The organism is Pelomonas lactea (genome assembly GCF_043555885.1).
Classification (GTDB): domain Bacteria; phylum Pseudomonadota; class Gammaproteobacteria; order Burkholderiales; family Burkholderiaceae_C; genus Pelomonas; species Pelomonas lactea.
Window position 1 is genome coordinate 105,922 of record NZ_JBIGHX010000002.1, and the last position, 17,925, is coordinate 123,846.

Genomic DNA, 17,925 nt, shown 5'->3' on the forward strand with positions numbered 1-17,925 from the left:
GCTACGTCGACGCCAATGGCGCCGACAACCTCTCCGGCTGGGATGGCGCCGCCATCGGCAATGCCGTCGTCCTCGACGACGGCGATGCGGGTGTCACGTTCAGCGGCAGCTGGGCGACGGTCACCACCGGCACGCCCGCAACCTCCGGGCTGGGCAATGACCGCCGCGAGGCCAACGGCAACCAGTACGGCACCGGCAGCAACACCGCCACCTACACCTTCACGGGGCTGCAGGCGGGCACCTACGTCATCGCCGGCACCTGGAGCAGCACGTCGGGCAACAGCGGCAACACGCTGTACAGCTTCTACGACGGCACGGCGACGGCGGCGAACCTCGTGCGCAACATGCGCACCGGCCAGAACAGCCTGCCCGGCGACTACAGCGCCAACGGCGCCAACTGGCGCGACCTGGCCACCGTCGTCATCAGCGGCGACACGCTGACCGTGCGCATCAGCGATGCAGGCGCCTACGGCAAGATCGTTGCCGATGGCCTGCGGCTGCAGCGCATCGGCGGCGACCGCGGCGCGGACGACAACTTCCATCTCGTCGCCGGCTCGGCCGGCGTGGACGGCGGCGACCCGACGCTGGCCTACAGCGCCGAGCCCCTGAACAACGGCGCCCGCATCGACCAAGGCGCCTACGGCAACACGACGGGCGCTACCCAGAGCCCCGCGCCGCTGATCCAGGTCACCGGCCCGAACGGCTACGCCAAGCTGACCGTCGGAACGCCGGCCACCATCGAGTGGCACACGGCGGGCCTGCTGCCGACCGAGCCCGTGCTCGCCATCAACGCCGGCAACGCGGGCCCGGTGGCGGGCGGCGCGCTGGGCAACTGGCTGCGCAACAGCTACCAGACGCAGGCCTACAGCTACAGCAGCTTCAGCGAGGCCGTGGACCTGACGGCTGTCGCCAACCCGGCGCCCGCCAGCGTCTATCAGAGCAACGTGTACGCCAATGGCACCGTGGGCCAGGGCCTGAGCTGGGCACTGCCGGTCGGTGACGGCGACTATGTCGTGCGCCTGCACTTCGCCGAGAGCTACCTGTACACCAACGTCGGCAGCCGCCAGTTCGACATCAAGCTCAACGGCAGCACCGTGCAGAGCAACTTCGACATCCGCGCCGCGGCCGGCGCCAACTTCAAGGCCGTCGTGCGTGAGTTCACCGTGTCGGCCAGCGGCGGCAGCGGCATCAACCTGGACCTCATCACCAAGACCGCCAACTGGGGTGCCGAGATCAGCGGCATCGAGATCCAGCGCGTGGTGCCTGCGGGAGACGCCAGCACCCGCGTCAACCTGCAGGTCAGCCTGGACATGGGGCTGTCGTGGACCACCATCGCCAGCAACCTGCCGCTGGACCGCTTCGGCAACGGCCGCGCAAGCTGGACGCCTGATTTCGCGACGGCCGGCAATACGGCGCTGATCCGCGCGATTGCCGTCAACGGCAGCGGCGCCACGCTGGCGACCGACACGTCCGACGAGCCCTTCCTGATCGCCAACGGCGGCAAGGCCTACTACGTCAACGACGGCTCGCTCGGCAACGACGAGTACACGACGGCGGTGGGCGACAACGCCAACAGCGGCAAGGACGCGGCGCACCCCATGGCCAGCCTGTCGGCGCTGCTGCGCGCCTACGACGTGGGCCCGGGCGACACCATCTATGTCGACAGCGGCCGCTACAACCTCATCACCAACTACACGCTGACGGCCAAGGACTCCGGCGTGCGCATCGTCGGCGCGCTGCACGCCATCACCGAGTTCAACCGCGGCAATACCAACAGCGGCCAGTACGCCGTGCTGCTGAGCGGCGCCAGCGACGTCACGCTGGAGAACCTCAAGCTCAGCGGCGGCCAGTGGGGCCTGGTGCTGGGCGACAACAGCGGCTCACACCGCGCGACGTTGAGGAATCTGGAGGTCACCGGCAACAGCAGCGGCGGCATCTGGGTGGGCGTCAATGTCGATGACGCGCTGGTCACCGGCAACACCGTCCACGACAACGGCAACTCCACCGGCATCCAGGTCCAGCAGGCCACGCGCGCCGTCGTCACGAACAACGAGGTCTACAACCAGTCCACCGGCATCTATAGCTGGTCGGCGGGCGACGAGGCCAACGACGGGCCGCTGTTCACCGGCAACCGCGTGCACGACGTCAACACCGGCTTCTCGGTGTCTTACGAGGGCCTGCTGCGCGGCAACGAGGTCTGGGGCGCGGGCACCGGCCTGTCGCTGAACAACGTGCGTGCCGAGAACAACGTGCTGCGTCAGAACGGCACCGGGATCGCCGCCAGCGGTGCCGAGCTGGTGGGCAACCAGGTCTACGCCAACACGTTGGGCATCGAGGCCTCCAGCAGCACGATCTGGGACAACCGTATCTACAGCAACACCACCGGCCTGCGCGACAGCGGCTCGGACATGGTGCGCAACAACGTGCTTTGGGCCAACGTCACGGCCGTGCGCATCGCCGGCAGCCGCAGCGGCGACGACCGCAACGGCTTCCACAACAACACCATCCGCCAGACCGGCGGCCGCGCCATCGAGGTGGAGGCCAACGCCACCAACGTCCGGCTGCGCAACAACATCTTCGACCTGACCGACGCGACGGCCATCGTCGTGCCGGCCAACGCCGAGCGTGGCTTCGACAGCGACTTCAACCTCTTCGCCGGCACCGACCCGACCGCCTTCGTCGGCATGACCTGGGAGGGCGTGGACTTCTCCAACCTGCTGACCTGGCGCTTCGAGACCGGCAACGACACGCACAGCCAGGTCGCGCCCGTTCAGTTCCGCGACGTGGACGGCACGGACGGTGTCTATGGCTGGACCAAGCAGGCCATCGGTGCCGCCGTCATCCTGGATGACGGCGACATCGGCGTCAGCTTCACCGGCAGCTTCACCACCGTCACCACCGGCACGCCCGGCTACGGCAACGACCGCCGCGAGGCCGGCGGCAACTACTACGGCACTGGCGCGAACGTCGCCATCTACACCTTCACCGACCTGGCTCCGGGCACCTACCAGATCGCGGCGACCTGGAACCATGCCGCCAGCGGCGGCTACGCCAGCAACACGCCTTACGAGATCTACGACGGCCTCGTCGACCCGGACAACCAGGTCAGCTTCCAGCGCACCGCACAGAACAGCCTGCCCAACGACTTCACGGCCGACGGCGCCAAGTGGCGCGAGATCGCCACCGTCGTGATCAGCGGCAGCACGCTGACGGTGCGCGTCACCGACACGGGCGCCTACGGCAAGTTCACGGCCGACGCCATCCGTGTGCAGCGCGTGCAGGGCGACACCGGCCGCGACGATGACTTCCGCCTGGTGGCAGGCTCGGCCGGTGTCGACGCCGGCGACCCGTCGTTCGATTTCGTGCACGAACCGGCCAACAACGGCGCCCGCATCGACATGGGCGCCTACGGCAACACGGTCAACGCGACGCAGAGCGTCGTGCCGATGATCCAGGTCACCGGGCCCAGTGGCTACGCGAAGCTGGAGGTGGGCACCACCACCGACATCAGCTGGCACACCGCCGGCATCAACCGCACGGAGCCGGCGCTGCTCATCAACACCGGCAACGCAGGCCCCGTGGGTGACCCGGTGCTGGGCTACTGGCAGCGCAACGCTTTCCAGACGCAGTACTACAGCTACAGCAGCTTCAACGAGACGGTGGACCTGAGCGGCGCCACCGACCCGGCACCGGCGAGCGTCTACCAGACCAACGTGTACGCCAACGGCACGGTCGGTCAGGGCCTGAGCTGGGCACTGCCGGTGGACGACGGCCAGTACGTCGTGCGGCTGCATTTCGCCGAGAGCTACCTCTACACCAACGTCGGCAGTCGCCAGTTCGACATCAAGCTCAACGGCAACACCGTGCAGAGCAACTTCGACATCCGTGCCACGGCCGGCGCGAACTTCAAGGCGGTCGTGCGCCAGTTCGACGTCGTCGCCAGCGGCGGCAACGGCATCAACCTCGACCTCATCACCAAGACCAATGGCTGGGGCGCCGAGATCAGCGGCATCGAGATCCTGCGCGTCGTGCCCGCGGCCGATCTGCAGGCCACGGTGGACCTGCAGACCAGCCTGGACAGCGGCGCCAGCTGGCAGACGCTGGCCACGGGCCTGGCCATGGACCGGTTCGGCAACGGGCACTACGCGTGGACGCCCGACCAGACCTCCGCCGGCAACACCGCGCTCATCCGCGCCGTGCTGCGCCACGGCGACGGCAGCGTGGCCGCGCAGGACGTGTCTGACGAGCCCTTCCTGGTCGCCAACGGTGGCACCGAGTTCTTCATCAACGACGGCAGCCTGGCGGGTGACGAGTCCAGCACCGCCATCGGCAACAACCTCAACAGCGGCAAGGATGCCGCCCACCCGATGGCCAGCCTCACGGCGCTGCTGCGGGCCTACGATCTGAACCCGGGCGACGTCGTCCACGTCGACACCGGCGTCTACCGCATCTACACCAACGCGCTGTTCGAGGCGAGCGACTCCGGCGTGACTGTCAGCGGCCCCACCGGCGTGGGCCACACGGCCACCCTCAACCGCGGCAACACCAATACCGGCGCCTACACGGTGGAGTTCTCGGGCGCCGACAACGTCACCCTCTCGCACCTCAACATCACCGGCGCGGCCTACGGCGTGGTGTTCAACACCAACGTCGACAGCGACAACAACACGCTGCGCGGCAACGACATCAGCAGCGCCACGCAGGATGGCGTCTGGCTCGGCGCCAGCAACGACAACAACCTGCTTGTCGAGAACGTCGTGCGCAACAACGCCAGCCGCGGCATCTACTTCGAGAACGCGACAGGCAACCGTGTCCAGAACAACGACATCCGCAACAACGCCAACGGCCTGTACTTCTCGGGCGGGAGCGCGAACATCGTCGACGGCAACAAGGTTCACGACAACAGCGGCTATGGCCTCTACAACTGGAGTGGCACGCTCAACGTGTTCCGCAACAACGAGGTCTACAACCAGGCCAGCTACGGCATCCAGTTCGTCTACGGCTCGCTGATCGTCGAGAACAACCTGGTGCACCACAACGGCATCGGCATCGACGGCAGCCAGGCCAACGTGGACATACGCGGCAACGCCATCTACGCCAACACCACCGGCGTGCAGATCTACGACGGCGTGCTGCAGGGCAACCGCATCTACAGCAACTCGGTCGGCATCATCGACACGGGCTACAGCCGCATCTTCAACAACGTCATCTACGCCAATACCAACCAGGGTGTGCGCGTGCAGGGCGGCCACAACACGGACGCTGGCGACGGCCTCTACAACAACACCATCCTGCAGACGGTGGGCGAGGGCATCCGACTGACGGCCAGCGCCAGCAACGTGCTGCTGGCCAACAACATCCTGCGCGTGGACGCCGGCTACGGCATCGCCGTGGACAACAACAGCCAGACCGGCCTCGTCAGCAACCACAACCTGCTCTACCGCGGCCCGGCCGCCAACGCCTACATCGGCCTGTGGAACGGCGCCACGCAGGCCACGCTGGCCGCGTGGCAGGCCGCCTCCGGCAAGGACGCCAACTCGCAGACCGGCAACCCGCTGCTGCTGGACATCGACGGCGCCGACAACATCCTCGGCGAGCAGGGCGTGTCCACCGGCAACGGCTTCGACGACAACTTCGAGCTCGACGCCTTCTCGCCGGCCATCGACGCCGGCAACGCCTACCTCGCGCCACCCAAGGACATCGAAGGCCGTGACCGCGTCAACGACCCAGACGTCACCAACAAGGGCGCCGGCTGGGACCTGTTCGTTGCCTCCGACGCCGGCTCGCAGTTCGCTGCCACCGGCACCGCCAAGAACTTCCGCACCGGTGACGGTGCCTTCGAGCAGGCACTGGGCTTCAACTTCACGTTCTACGGCAAGACCTACACCAAGATGTGGGTCAACGTGAACGGCTACGTGCAGTTCGAGACCGCCGGCGACTCCGACTACTACTACGGCAACGCCAACACCACCGACGTGCTGCTGAGCAACGTCCGCATCGCGCCGCTGTGGGACAACCTCGAGACCTACAGCAGCGGCAAGGACATCTTCGTTGCGCAGACGGCCAGCAGCATCACCGTGCGCTGGGCCGCCCGGCTGGAGGGCACCACCACCGACGTCAATGTGTCGATGACGCTGTTCGCCGACGGCAAGGTGCGCTTCGACTACGGCGCCGGCAACACCGGCCTCACGCCCACCGTGGGCCTGTCGGCTGGCAACGGCAGCAGCTATGTGCTGTCCGCCTACGACGGCCAGGCCAGCCTGGCCAGTGCCGGCTCGCTGCTGTGGACACCCACGCCCGGCCTTGTCTATTACGACATCGGCGCCTACGAGTTCCAGGGCGCGTCGGGCGACACCACCGGCCCCAAGGTCGTCGGCATCTCGCAGCTGCCCGCCAACGGCGGCACGACGGCGCTGGCCTTCTCGGCCGTGCAGATCGACTTCGACGAGAAGCTCAACGGCGTGTCCGCCCGCAGTCCGGCCAACTACGAGCTGCGCCGCGCCGGCGCGGACGGCCAGTTCGACACTGGGGACGACGTCATCGTCAAGCTGACGCCGTTCTACTCCTTCCCCGAGACCAGCCTGACGCTGAACTTCGGCGGCGTGCTCGCCGAGGGCAAGTACCGCCTGACGCTGAGTGGCACCAAGGCCATCTTCGACACCGCCGGCAACCCGCTGGACGGCGACGCCAACGGCACGCCGGGCGGCGACTACGTCCGCACCTTCACGATCGACCGCAGCAGCAACCACGCGCCGGTGGCCACGCCCGCCACCGTCAGCGTGGCCGAGAACGGCAGCATCGAGATCACGCTGGCCGCGACCGACGCCGACGGCGACGCGCTGACCTACACGCTGCCCACCGGCGCGCTGCACGGCACGCTGTCCGCCATCGACCCGGTCACGCACAAGCTGACCTACACGCCCGACGCCGACTACAACGGCCCGGACAGCTTCGTCTTCAAGGTCGACGACGGCAAGACCGGCGTGTCCTCGGCCACCATCACGCTCAACGTCACGCCCACCAACACGGCGCCGGTGGTGCAGAACCAGTCGGCCAGCGTCAACGAGAACGGCAGCCTCAACCTGCTGCTGGCCGCCACCGACAACGAGACCGCCCGCGCCAACCTCACGTTCGAGCTCGTCACCGGCCCGGCCCACGGCACCGTGACGCAAGGCGCCGGCGGCGCCTGGGTCTACACGCCCGACGCCGGCTACATCGGCGCCGACAGCTTCACCTGGCGCGCCAAGGACCGCGGCGACCCCGACGGCGCGGCCGGCAACGCCGCCACGTCGGCCACCGCCACGTTCAGCCTCACGGTGCTCAACGTCAACGACGCGCCGGTCATCGCGCCGGTGGCCGACCAGCAGGTCTTTGAGGGCAGCCAGATCCAGGTGCAGCTCACCGCCACCGACCCCGACGGCCCGAGCAAGACCTGGACGCTGCTCAGCGGCCCCGCCGGCGCCACGCTGGACGCCGCGACCGGCCTGTTCCGCTGGACGCCCGCCGACGGCCCCGGCAGCGTCGACATCCTCGTGCGCGTCAGCGACGGCGGCTCGCCCGCCCGCAGCGCCGACGCCATCTTCAAGATCCTCGTCAAGGACGTCGCGCCCACGCTGGCCTTCACGGCGCCCAGCAGCGGCAACGGTGTCGCCGGACAGGCCTACACGTTCACCTACACCGTCACCGACCCCGGCACCGACACCATCACGTCGCTGTTCGTCGACTGGGGCGACGGCAGCACGCAGACCATCGCCGGCAACCCCGGCAGCCTGACCCATACCTACGCGGGCGTGGACGGCAACTACACGGTCAGCGTCACGCCCACCAACGAGGACGGCGCCCACCCGGCCAGCACGCTGGTGCTGCACATGGAGGCCAACGACCCGCCGGTCGCCACCGGCCAGACCGTGCAGGTCGACGAGGACGTGGCCAAGCCCATCACGCTCGCCGGCACCGACCCCGAAGGCGGCGCGCTGACCTTCAGCCTCGTCAGCGGCCCGGCCCACGGCACGCTGGGCGCCATCAACCCGAACACCGGCGCGGTCACCTACACGCCCGATGCCGACTACAACGGCATCGACAGCTTCGTCTTCCGCGTCACCGACGCCGGCGGCAAGGCCGGCACGGCGACGATCAACCTCGTCGTCAACCCGGTCAACGACAAGCCCGCCGTCGCCGCCATCGCCAAGCAGACGCTGAACGAAGGACAGACGCTGAGCGTCACGGCCACCGCCACCGACGTGGACGGCCCCGGCCCCTTCAGCTGGTCGCTCACCAGCGCGCCGGCCGGCGCCACCATCGACGCCGCGTCCGGCCTCATCCGCTGGACGGCCACCGATGGCAACGCCACCTACAGCTTCACCGTGCAGGCCAACGACGGCGCCGGCGGCCTGGCGACGACCAGCTTCGACGTCGACGTGAAGGACGTCGCCCCGACGCTCATCGCCACCGGCGCCGCCACCATCGACGCCGGCCAGACCTACACGCTGACGCTGGGCGCCACCGACCCGGGTCAGGACACGCTGAGCGGCTGGACCATCCATTGGGGCGACGGCAGCACCAGCACCGTCGCGGGCGGCGCCACCAGCGCCACCCACGTGTTCACGGCCGCCGGCAGCTTCAGCATCCAGGCCTCGGCCACCAATGAGGACGGCACGTTCAACGCGGCCGCCGTGGCCGTCACCGTCGAGCAGAACAACAGCGCGCCCGTCGCCCAGGCCGACAGCTACACGGTCCACGCCGGCCAGACGCTGACCATCGCGGCACCGGGCGTGCTGGCCAACGACAGCGACGCCGACGGCGACACGCTGACAGTGACCCACATCGACACCACCGGCCTTGAGGGCACGGTGGCCGTCAACGCGAACGGCAGTCTGGTGTTCACACCGACGGCTGGTTTCGTCGGCAACACGCAGTTCACCTACACGATTGCGGATGGCAAGGGTGGCACGGCCACAGCCATCGCGCGCATTGCCGTCACCAATGCCGCGCCGGCGGCGGTTGACGACAGCTACACGGTGCGCCCTGGCCAGGTGCTGGACATCGCGGCACCAGGCCTGCTGGGCAACGACAGCGACGCCGACGGCGACGCGCTGACCGTCACGGCCATCAACGTGACCGGCACGCAGGGCACGGTGGTGGCGCTGCCCGACGGCGGCTTCCGGTTCACGCCCACCGCCGGTTTCACTGGCAGCACGCAGTTCAGCTACAGCATGAAGGACGGTGTGGGCGGCACGGCCACGGGCATCGTGCGCATCCAGGTCGTCAATGCCGCGCCCGTGGCGCTGGACGACAGCTACGCGGTGCATGCCGGCCAGGTGCTGGACATTGCGGCGCCGGGCATGCTGGGCAACGACAGCGACGCAGACGGCGACGCGCTGACCGTCACGGCCATCAACGTGACCGGCACGCAGGGCACGGTGGTGGCGCTGCCCGACGGCGGCTTCCGGTTCACGCCCACGGCTGGCTTCTCGGGCAACACGCAGTTTGCGTACAGCGTGAAGGATGGCTTCGGTGGCACGGCGACGGGCATCGTGCGCATTGCCGTCACCAACGCCGCGCCGGTGGCGGTCGACGACAGCTACACGCTGCGCCCGGGCCAGGTGCTGGACATCGCGGCGCCGGGGCTGCTGGGCAACGACAGCGACGCCGACGGCGACGCGCTGACCGTCACGGCCATCAACGTGACCGGCACGCAGGGCACGGTGGTGGCGCTGCCCGACGGCGGCTTCCGGTTCACGCCCACCGCCGGTTTCACTGGCAGCACGCAGTTCAGCTACAGCATGAAGGACGGTGTGGGCGGCACGGCCACGGGCATCGTGCGCATCCAGGTCGTCAATGCCGCGCCCGTGGCGCTGGACGACAGCTACGCGGTGCATGCCGGCCAGGTGCTGGACATCGCGGCGCCGGGCCTGCTGGGCAACGACAGCGACGCCGACGGCGACGCGCTGACCGTCACGGCCATCAACGTGACCGGCACACAGGGCACGGTGGTGGCGCTGCCCGACGGCGGCTTCCGGTTCACGCCCACGGCCGGCTTCTCGGGCAACACGCAGTTTGCGTACAGCGTGAAGGATGGCTTCGGTGGCACGGCCACGGGCATCGTGCGTATCGCCGTCACCAACACCGCGCCGGTCGCGGTGAACGACAGCTACACCGTCGTCGCCGGCCAGACCCTCAGCATTCCCGCTCCCGGTCTGCTGGCCAATGACAGCGACGCCGATGGCGACGCGCTTGCCATCCTGTCCCTTGACATCACCGACACACAGGGCGTTGTGCAGGCCTACGCGGACGGCCGCATCCAGTTCACGCCCACCCCTGGCTTCAGCGGCAACACCAGCTTCAGCTACCGCGTCGGCGACGGCCTGGGTGGTGTCACGACGGCGCGGGTCGACATCAAGGTGTTGCCGGCCTTGCCCGCGCTGCACGTCAGCAGCTTCCAGGCCACCGACACCGGCTTCCGCCTGCGCTTCGACCAGGCCGTCGACCCGGCGCTGATCCAGCAATACGGCGCCGGCAACCTCGTGCCCGACATTGTCTTCACCGGCCCCACCGGCGGCGTGCAAGGCCGCGTGGCGGGCAGCGTGGTGTTCGATGCCGACGGCCGCGGCCTCAGCTTCGTCAAGACCGGCGGCCTGCTGGAAGCCGGCAACTACCAGCTGTCGCTGAACGCGGGCGCCGACGGCTTCGTCAGCCTGGGCGGCCTGCGGCTGGACGGCAACGCGGACGGCACGGCCGGCGACGCCTACACCCGCAGCTTCACCGTCGCCCCGTCGACCGCTGCCGTGCTGGCGGTGCAGGAGTTCGCCCGCGGCCCGGGCCAGGCGGCCAGCTACGACCCCGCGCTGGGCGCCTTCGCCATCAGCCTGGAGCGCGGCGCCGGCTTCCAGACCCTCGGCTTCGACCTGGGCTTCGACCCGGCGCTGCTGAAGGTCACCGGCGCGACGCTGGCCAGCGGCCTGCCCGCCGGCAGCAGCATCACGAGCACGCTGGTCCAGCCGGGCCTGCTGCGCGTGCAGGTCACGCTGGGCAGCGCGGTGGCCGACGCGGCGCTGCGCAACGTCGTGCTGGTGCATGCCACGGTGCCGCTGTCCGCCGGCTACGGCGCGGCCGAGGTGCTGCGCCTGTCCAACGTCAGCGGCAACGCCGGCGCGCTGCGCACCGACGATGGCCTGCATGTGGTGGCCAACCTGGGCGACGCCAACGCCAGCCGCACGCTGACGACCGACGACGTGACGCTGATCCAGCGCGTCGCCACACGCGCCGACACCGGCTTCGCGGCCTACGGGCTGATCGACCCGACCCGTATCGTCGACGTCAACCGCGACGGTCGCGTCACGGCCACCGACTCGGGGCTGGTCTTCAATGCCAGCAAGGGCCTGGTGGTGCCGGCCATTCCGGCCACCGTGGCGCCGCCGGTGGGCCCGGTCGTCAGCCGTGTCACGCCGGAGGCCGACGGCTTCAGCCTGCGTTTCGACCGTGCCATCAACACGGCGCTGATCCAGGCCTACGGCGCCGGCACCGGCGGCCAGGACCTGTGGCTGGACGGCCCGTCCGGCCGCGTCGGCGGCAGCGTCTTCTTCGATGCCGACGGCCAAGGCCTGCGCTTCGTCACCACCAGTGGCGTGCTGGCCAGCGGCAACTACAGCCTGACGCTGAAGTCCGGCGCCGCCGGCTTCACGGCGCTGGCCGACGGCCAGCTGCTGGACGGCAATGCCGACGGCACGACGGGGGACGACTTCGTCGCCGGCTTCACGGTGGGCGCGGCGAGCGGCGCCGTCGTCAGCATCGGCAACCTCGTCGCCCCCGCGGGCGCGGCCAGCCAGGCGCTGAACCTGCAGCTGCGCGACGCCGCCGGCGCCCGCAGCGTCTACGTGCAGCTGGCCTACGACCCGGCGCTGCTGCACATCGACGCGGTGAACCTCGGCGCCGGCGCGCCGCTCGGCAGCGTCATGAGCCTGGACACCAGCGTCGCCGGCCGCCTGGGCGTGCAGCTCACGCTGGGCAGCGCGCTGCCCGATGCGGCGCTGCGCGCGCTGGTCACGCTGACGACCAGCGTGCCGGCGGGCGCGGCGGCCGGCAGCGCCCGGCTGCTGCGCCTGCTGGACCAGCAGGTCGACGGCGCCACGGCTCGCGCCGACCTCGGCTTGCAGTGGGTGGGCGTGCCGGGTGACGCCGACGGCAACGGTGCGGTGCAGATGGCTGACGTCACGTTGATACAGCGTGTCGCCACAAGAGGCGACACGGGTTTTGCCGCCCAGCCGCTGATCGACCCGGTGCTCATCGCCGACCTGAACCGCGATGGCCGCATCACCGCGACGGATTCGGGCCTGGCCTACCAGCGGTCCCGGCAGCAGGGGCAGCAGACGCAGCTCGCCGCCGCCAGCCTCGTGGCACCGCTGCCCACCGAATCAAGGGATACCGCGTCCACCGGCTCCGGCAGCCCAATGCCTGTTGGTGGTGCGGCTGCGGCCATGCTGGTGGCGGCGCCCGGGCCGGTGGTGCGCATCAGCGCGGCGCTGGACTTCGGTCTCAACGCCCCGTTGCCCAGCAGCACATGGGTGAATGACTGGGTTGCCGGTTCCAAGCCGACGACGCCCAATGACTGGAAGTTGACGATCTGAACGTTTCACGAAGGAGAACAAGGACATGAAGCACGTCATCACCACGCTGGCCGCCGCGGCTGCGCTGGCACTCTCGCTGCCGGCGCAGGCCGTGACCGTCACCGGCAGCGCCACGCCGGGGGCCACCACCGTTGGCGGCACCGGGTTTGTCACGCTGACGCTGGACATCTCGGAAGCGTTCACGCCGACCTCGATCACGTTCAACCTGGACTGGGCCGGCGGCCTGGGGTTGGATACCAGCAAGTCCACGGCATTCGGGCTGAGCTGGGATGCCCTCGCGGGCAGCGGCATCCTCAACTCCGACTTCACGATGATCACGCCGGGCACCAACCAACTGGGTGTGTCCGTCTTCGCCGAAGCACCCGCGCTGCCTGGGGGCGCCTTTGCCGTCAAGATCGCCTTCACCGGCCTGACTGCCGGCACCCATGCCGTCAACTACTCGCTGGACCTGGGTGACCCGGCCGGCGGCGCCGACTTCTCGGTGCTGGGCAGCTCCAGCGTCACGGTCTCCGCCGTGCCCGAGGCGCACCCGGCGATGATGCTGGCCGCCGGCCTGGGCGTCCTGGGCCTGCTGGCCCGCCGCCGCCGCGCCTGATGGCGCAGGCCTTGCTCGCCGTCGTCCGCGCGGGCTGGGCGGCGAGCTGGAAGCCCTGCTGACGATGCGATGAACGCCCGCCACGATCTTCCCGCCCACAACCCGGCGCTTGGCGCCGACGCCGCCTGGGCGTCGCTGGCCGGCGCCGGCTCGGCCGAGGCGCTGTGCCGCGCCTGGCTGGCCGTGCTGTGCAGCCTGGTGCCCGACGCGCAGGTGGGCCTGCTGCTGCTGCAGGACGCTGGCGGGGCCTACGTGCCCGCCGCCGCCTGGCCCGAGGGCACCGAGCTGCAGCGCCTGGCCGACATCGCCCGTGAATGCCTGGCCACGCGCCAGGGCGTGCGCCGCCAGCATGCCGGCCACCCGGTGCAGCTGGCCTACCCGCTGGCGTCGGGCGACGCGCTGCACGGCGCCGTCGTGCTGGAGCTGCTGGACGCGAGCCCCGAAGCGGCCCGCCTCGCCGCGCGCCTGACGCACTGGGGCGCCGGCTGGATGGCCGACCTGTTCGCGCAGCGCGAGCTGGCGCAGGCGCGCCAGCGGCTCGATGAATCGGCCTTCCTGTTCGAGGTGTCGCTGGCCGCGCTGGCCGAGCCCGACTTCCGCCAGGCTGGCCTCACGCTGGTCAACAAGCTGGCCGCGCGCTTCGGCTGCCACCAGGTGCAGCTGGCGCTGGCCGAGGGGCCGGCGCTGGAGACGGCGGCCGTGTCGCACTCCGCGTGGTTCGACGAGCGCGCCAACCTCACCAGCCTGGCCCGCGCCGCGATGACCGAGGCCTTCGACCAGCGCCGCCAGGTCGTCTGGCCGGAGGCGGAGGACGCGCCGGACCTGAACACGCTGCGCATGGCCCACGGCCGGTACGCGGCCGACTCCGGCAGCTTGGCGCTCGCGTCGCAGCCGCTGGCGCTGGGCGCGGCGCCGCCGTTCGCGGTGCTGCTGTTCGAGCGCAACACGGTGTTCCAGCCGGCGGAGCTGAACGGCATGGCGCTGCTGGCCGGCGTGCTGGCGCCGGTGCTGGAGCACAAGCATGCGCGGGACGAAAGCCTGGCCCGCCACGCGCGGCGCAGCCTGCGCCACGCCGCAGCGCGGTTGACCGACGCCTCCCACCCCGGCCTCAAGCTCGGCGCGGGTGTGCTGGCGCTGGGGCTGCTGATCGCGGCGCTCGTGCCGGTGGAGCACCGCGTGTCGGCACCGGCCATCGTCGAGGGCGCCGTGCAGCGCGCTGCCGTCGCGCCGTTCGACGGCTTCCTGCGCGACGCGCCGGCGCGGGCGGGCGACACCGTCAAGGCCGGCCAGGTGCTGGCGCGCATGGACGACCGCGAGCTGCAGCTGGAGAAGGTGCGCTGGGAAACCGAGCTGGAGATGGCGCAGCGCAAGGAGCGCGAGGCCATGGCGCAGTCCGACCGCGTCAACCAGCGCCTGTCCGCGGCGCAGGCCAACCAGGCCCGCGCGCAGCTGGACCTGACGCTGTCCAAGCTGTCGCGCGTGGCGCTGGTGGCGCCGTTCGATGCGGTGGTCGTCAAGGGCGACCTGTCGCAGCAGCTGGGCGCGCCGCTGGAGATGGGCAAGACGCTGTTCGAGCTGGCGCCGCTGGCGAGCTGGCGCGTGATGCTGAAGATCGACGAGCGCGACATCGCGCGCGTGCAGCCGGGCCAAGGCGGCGAGCTGGTGCTGACCGGCGCGCCGGGCGAGCGCTGGCGTTTCACGCTGAAGTCCGTCACGCCGGTGTCGGTCGTAGAGGAAGGCCGCAACTACTTCCGCGCCGAGGCTGAGCTGGTGGGGCAGGAGGGCGTCCAGCTCAAGCCCAACATGGAAGGCGTCGCCAAGGTCGTCGTCGGCGAGCGCAGCCTGCTGTGGGTGTGGACGCACCGGTTCACCGACTGGGTCAAGCTGGCGCTATGGCAATGGACGCCGTAGCGCCACCGCAGCGTCCTTTGGGCGACGCGCTCTTTTCAGCGAACTGGTACCGCGTCGCGACGCTGAAGCCTCGGCTGCGCGGCCATGTGCGCATCCACCGGCACGTCTACCGCGGCGAGATCTGGTACGTCGTCGAGGACCGCGTGTCCGGCAAGTACCACCGCTTCAACCCCGGCAGCTACCGCGTCATCGGCCTGCTGGACGGCGAGCGCACGCTGCAGCAGGTGTGGGAGCGGCTGTCTGCCGCGATGGACGAGCACACGCCCAGCCAGGACGAGCTGGTGCAGCTGTTCGGCCAGCTCTACGCGGCCGACCTGATCCAGTGCGACGTGACGCCCGACGTCGCCGAGCTGTTCGAGCGCGGCGGCAAGCAGCGCCGCTCCAAGCTGATGCAGCGCTTCGCGAACCCGGTGTCGCTGCGCTTCCCGCTGGTGGACCCCGACGCGTGGCTGGGGCGTGTCATCGCCAAGGCCGGCCCGTTGAAGGGCTGGGCCGGCGTCGCGCTGTGGCTGGCCGTCGTGCTGCCGGCCGTGCTGCTGGCACCCAGCCACTGGCGCGAGCTGACCGGCAACATCAACGAGCGCCTGCTGGCCGTCGACAACCTGCTGCTGCTGGCCATCCTGTTCCCGCTGCTGAAGGCGGCCCACGAAATCGGCCACGGCCTGGTGGCCAAGCGCTTTGGCGGCGAGGTGCACGAGATGGGCGTCATGCTGCTCGTGTTTTTCCCCGTGCCCTATGTGGACGCGTCCAGCTCCGCCGCGTTCGCCAGCCGCTGGCCGCGCATGCTGGTGGGCGCGGCGGGCATGCTGACCGAGCTGTTCATCGCGGCGTTGGCCTTCTACCTGTGGCTGGCGCTGGAGCCGGGCTTCGTGCGCTCGCTGGCGTTCAACGTCATCGTGCTGGCCAGCGTGACGACGCTGATGTTCAACGCCAACCCGCTGCTGCGCTACGACGGCTACTACATCTTTGCGGACGCCATCGAGAGCCCCAACCTGGGCCAGCGGTCCACCGAGTACTGGGGCTGGCTGCTGCGCCATCACCTGTTCGGCCAGCACCAGGCCGAGCCGCCGCTGTCCACGCCCGGCGAGCGCCGCTGGTTCCTGGTCTACGCGCCGCTGGCGCTGGCCTACCGCCTCTTCGTCATGGTCAGCATCGCGATGTTCATCGCGAGCCGCTATTTCTTCATCGGCGTGCTGATCGCCGCCTGGGGCCTTGTCGCCAGCTGCCTGCTGCCGTGGGCCCGCGGCCTCAAGAAGCTGGCCGGCGACCCCGCGCTGGAGCCGCAGGCCGGCCGCGTGCGGCGAGTGCTGTGGGCGTCGGGTGCGGCGCTGGTGCTGCTGCTGTTCGTCATCCCGATGCCGCGGCATTCGGTGGCGACGGGCGTAGTCTGGCCCAGCGACAACGCGGTGCTGCGCGCGCAGGGCGCCGGCTTCTTTTCCAGGCTGCTGGTGCGGCCCGGCGCGGTGGTGCTGGAGGGACAGCCCGTCGCGGAGCTGGTGGACCCGGCGCTGGATGCACGCGTGGACGAGCAGCGCGGCCGGCTGGCGCTGGCGCAGGCCAAGCACGACGCGGCGTTCGGCGTCATCGGCATCGCGCCGGCGCGCGCGGCGCTGCTGGCCGAGGAGGTACGGCGCGAGCAGGCAGCGCTGGCGGTGCTGGAGGACGAGGCGTCTCGGCTGGTCGTGCGCGCCGAGGCCGCGGGCGTGCTGTTGCTGACGCGGCCGGATGACCTGGCGGGCCGCTTCTTCAAGCGCGGCGAGGTGCTCGGCCACCTGGACACCGCCGGCCCGCCGCGCGTGCGCGTCGTGCTGCCGCAATGGCAAAGCGCGGCGGTGCAGGGCATCGAGGTGCGTGCGCCGCAGCAGCCCGGGCAGAGCTTTGACGCCAGGCTGGTTCGCAGCGTGCCGGCCGCGGCGCGCGAGCTGCCCAGCCCCGCGCTGGGCACGGCGGCGGGCGGCGACATCCCGCTCGACCCGCACGACCCCAAGGGCTTGCAGGCGTTGCAGACGCTGTTCGAGCACGAGCTGCAGCTGGGGCAGGACATGCCCTACCGGCAGATCGGGGCACGCGTGCTGGTGCGGCTGAAGCATCCGGCCGAGCCGGTGGCGGTGAGGGCGTGGGAAGGGCTGCGGCGGCTGTTCCTGTCGCATTTCCAGCTATGAGTGCGGGGCTGGCTTCTCGGTGCTTTGACTTGTCGCCCAGGCCCAGCCGGGACGTCGCCCCGGCGGGCGACCTTCTTTTTGAGCGACCAAAAAAGAAGGCAAAAAGTCGCCCCCGACCGCGACGCCCCTGCGCTGCGCTTCGGGGTGCCCTGCGGTGCTCGCGGCTTGCAACCCCGCGCAGAACTCCCTTCGCTACGCTCCGGTCAGACAGCTGCGCGGAGTCAGTGCTTGATGCGCGCTGCGCGCGCGGTTGCAAGCCGCTGTGCTCCTCGGCGTCGCTAAAAGGGGGGTGAATGAACAGCCGAACCCCAACAGCCCGACAGCCAACAGCCAGGCCCGCAAGCCGGCTGGCGCCGGCTGCTCGGGTTGCCCCCTTGAGCACCGCCGAGCAACGCAAGACCCGAAGCCCGCGAGCGCAGCTCGCCTCGACAACTGACTCACGACGATTGTTTGAGCAGAGCGTAGCGGCGCGAGTTCGGCGTGGGGCTTCGGGGCTTGTGTTGCTCGGGCACCCGAGCGCAGCGAGGGCGGTGCGGTCGGGGGGCGTTTCTTTGCCTACTTTCTTGTCGACACAAGAAAGTAGGTCGCCCGCCGGGGCGAATTCCCGGCACGGTACTCACGCGGCAACGAGCAG

Annotated in this window: 4 protein-coding genes (1 of these 4 only partly in view); all 4 read left to right on the top strand. The window is 70.2% G+C overall.

Annotation, left to right across the window (positions count from 1 at the left end; translation table 11 throughout):
- Window positions 1–12,623, top strand: partial view of a tandem-95 repeat protein gene (locus ACG04Q_RS04930; protein ID WP_394509754.1) — the end only. Its footprint begins 33,031 nt before the window's first position; only the last 12,623 of its 45,654 coding nucleotides appear in the window; its start codon lies off the left edge, out of view; its stop codon occupies window positions 12,621–12,623.
- 25 nt (window positions 12,624–12,648) lie between these two features.
- On the top strand, window positions 12,649–13,218 hold the full coding sequence (locus ACG04Q_RS04935; protein ID WP_394509756.1) for a hypothetical protein: 570 nt from the start codon (window positions 12,649–12,651) through the stop codon (window positions 13,216–13,218).
- 69 nt (window positions 13,219–13,287) lie between these two features.
- Window positions 13,288–15,129 carry an HlyD family efflux transporter periplasmic adaptor subunit gene (locus ACG04Q_RS04940; RefSeq protein ID WP_394509757.1) on the top strand — a complete coding sequence of 614 codons (1,842 nt, stop codon included), beginning with the start codon at window positions 13,288–13,290 and terminating at the stop codon, window positions 15,127–15,129.
- Window positions 15,130–15,146: 17 nt separating this feature from the next.
- Window positions 15,147–17,291: a hypothetical protein gene (locus tag ACG04Q_RS04945; RefSeq protein WP_394509758.1), complete on the top strand. Its 2,145-nt coding sequence runs from the start codon at window positions 15,147–15,149 to the stop codon at window positions 17,289–17,291.
- Window positions 17,292–17,925: the final 634 nt, after the last annotated feature.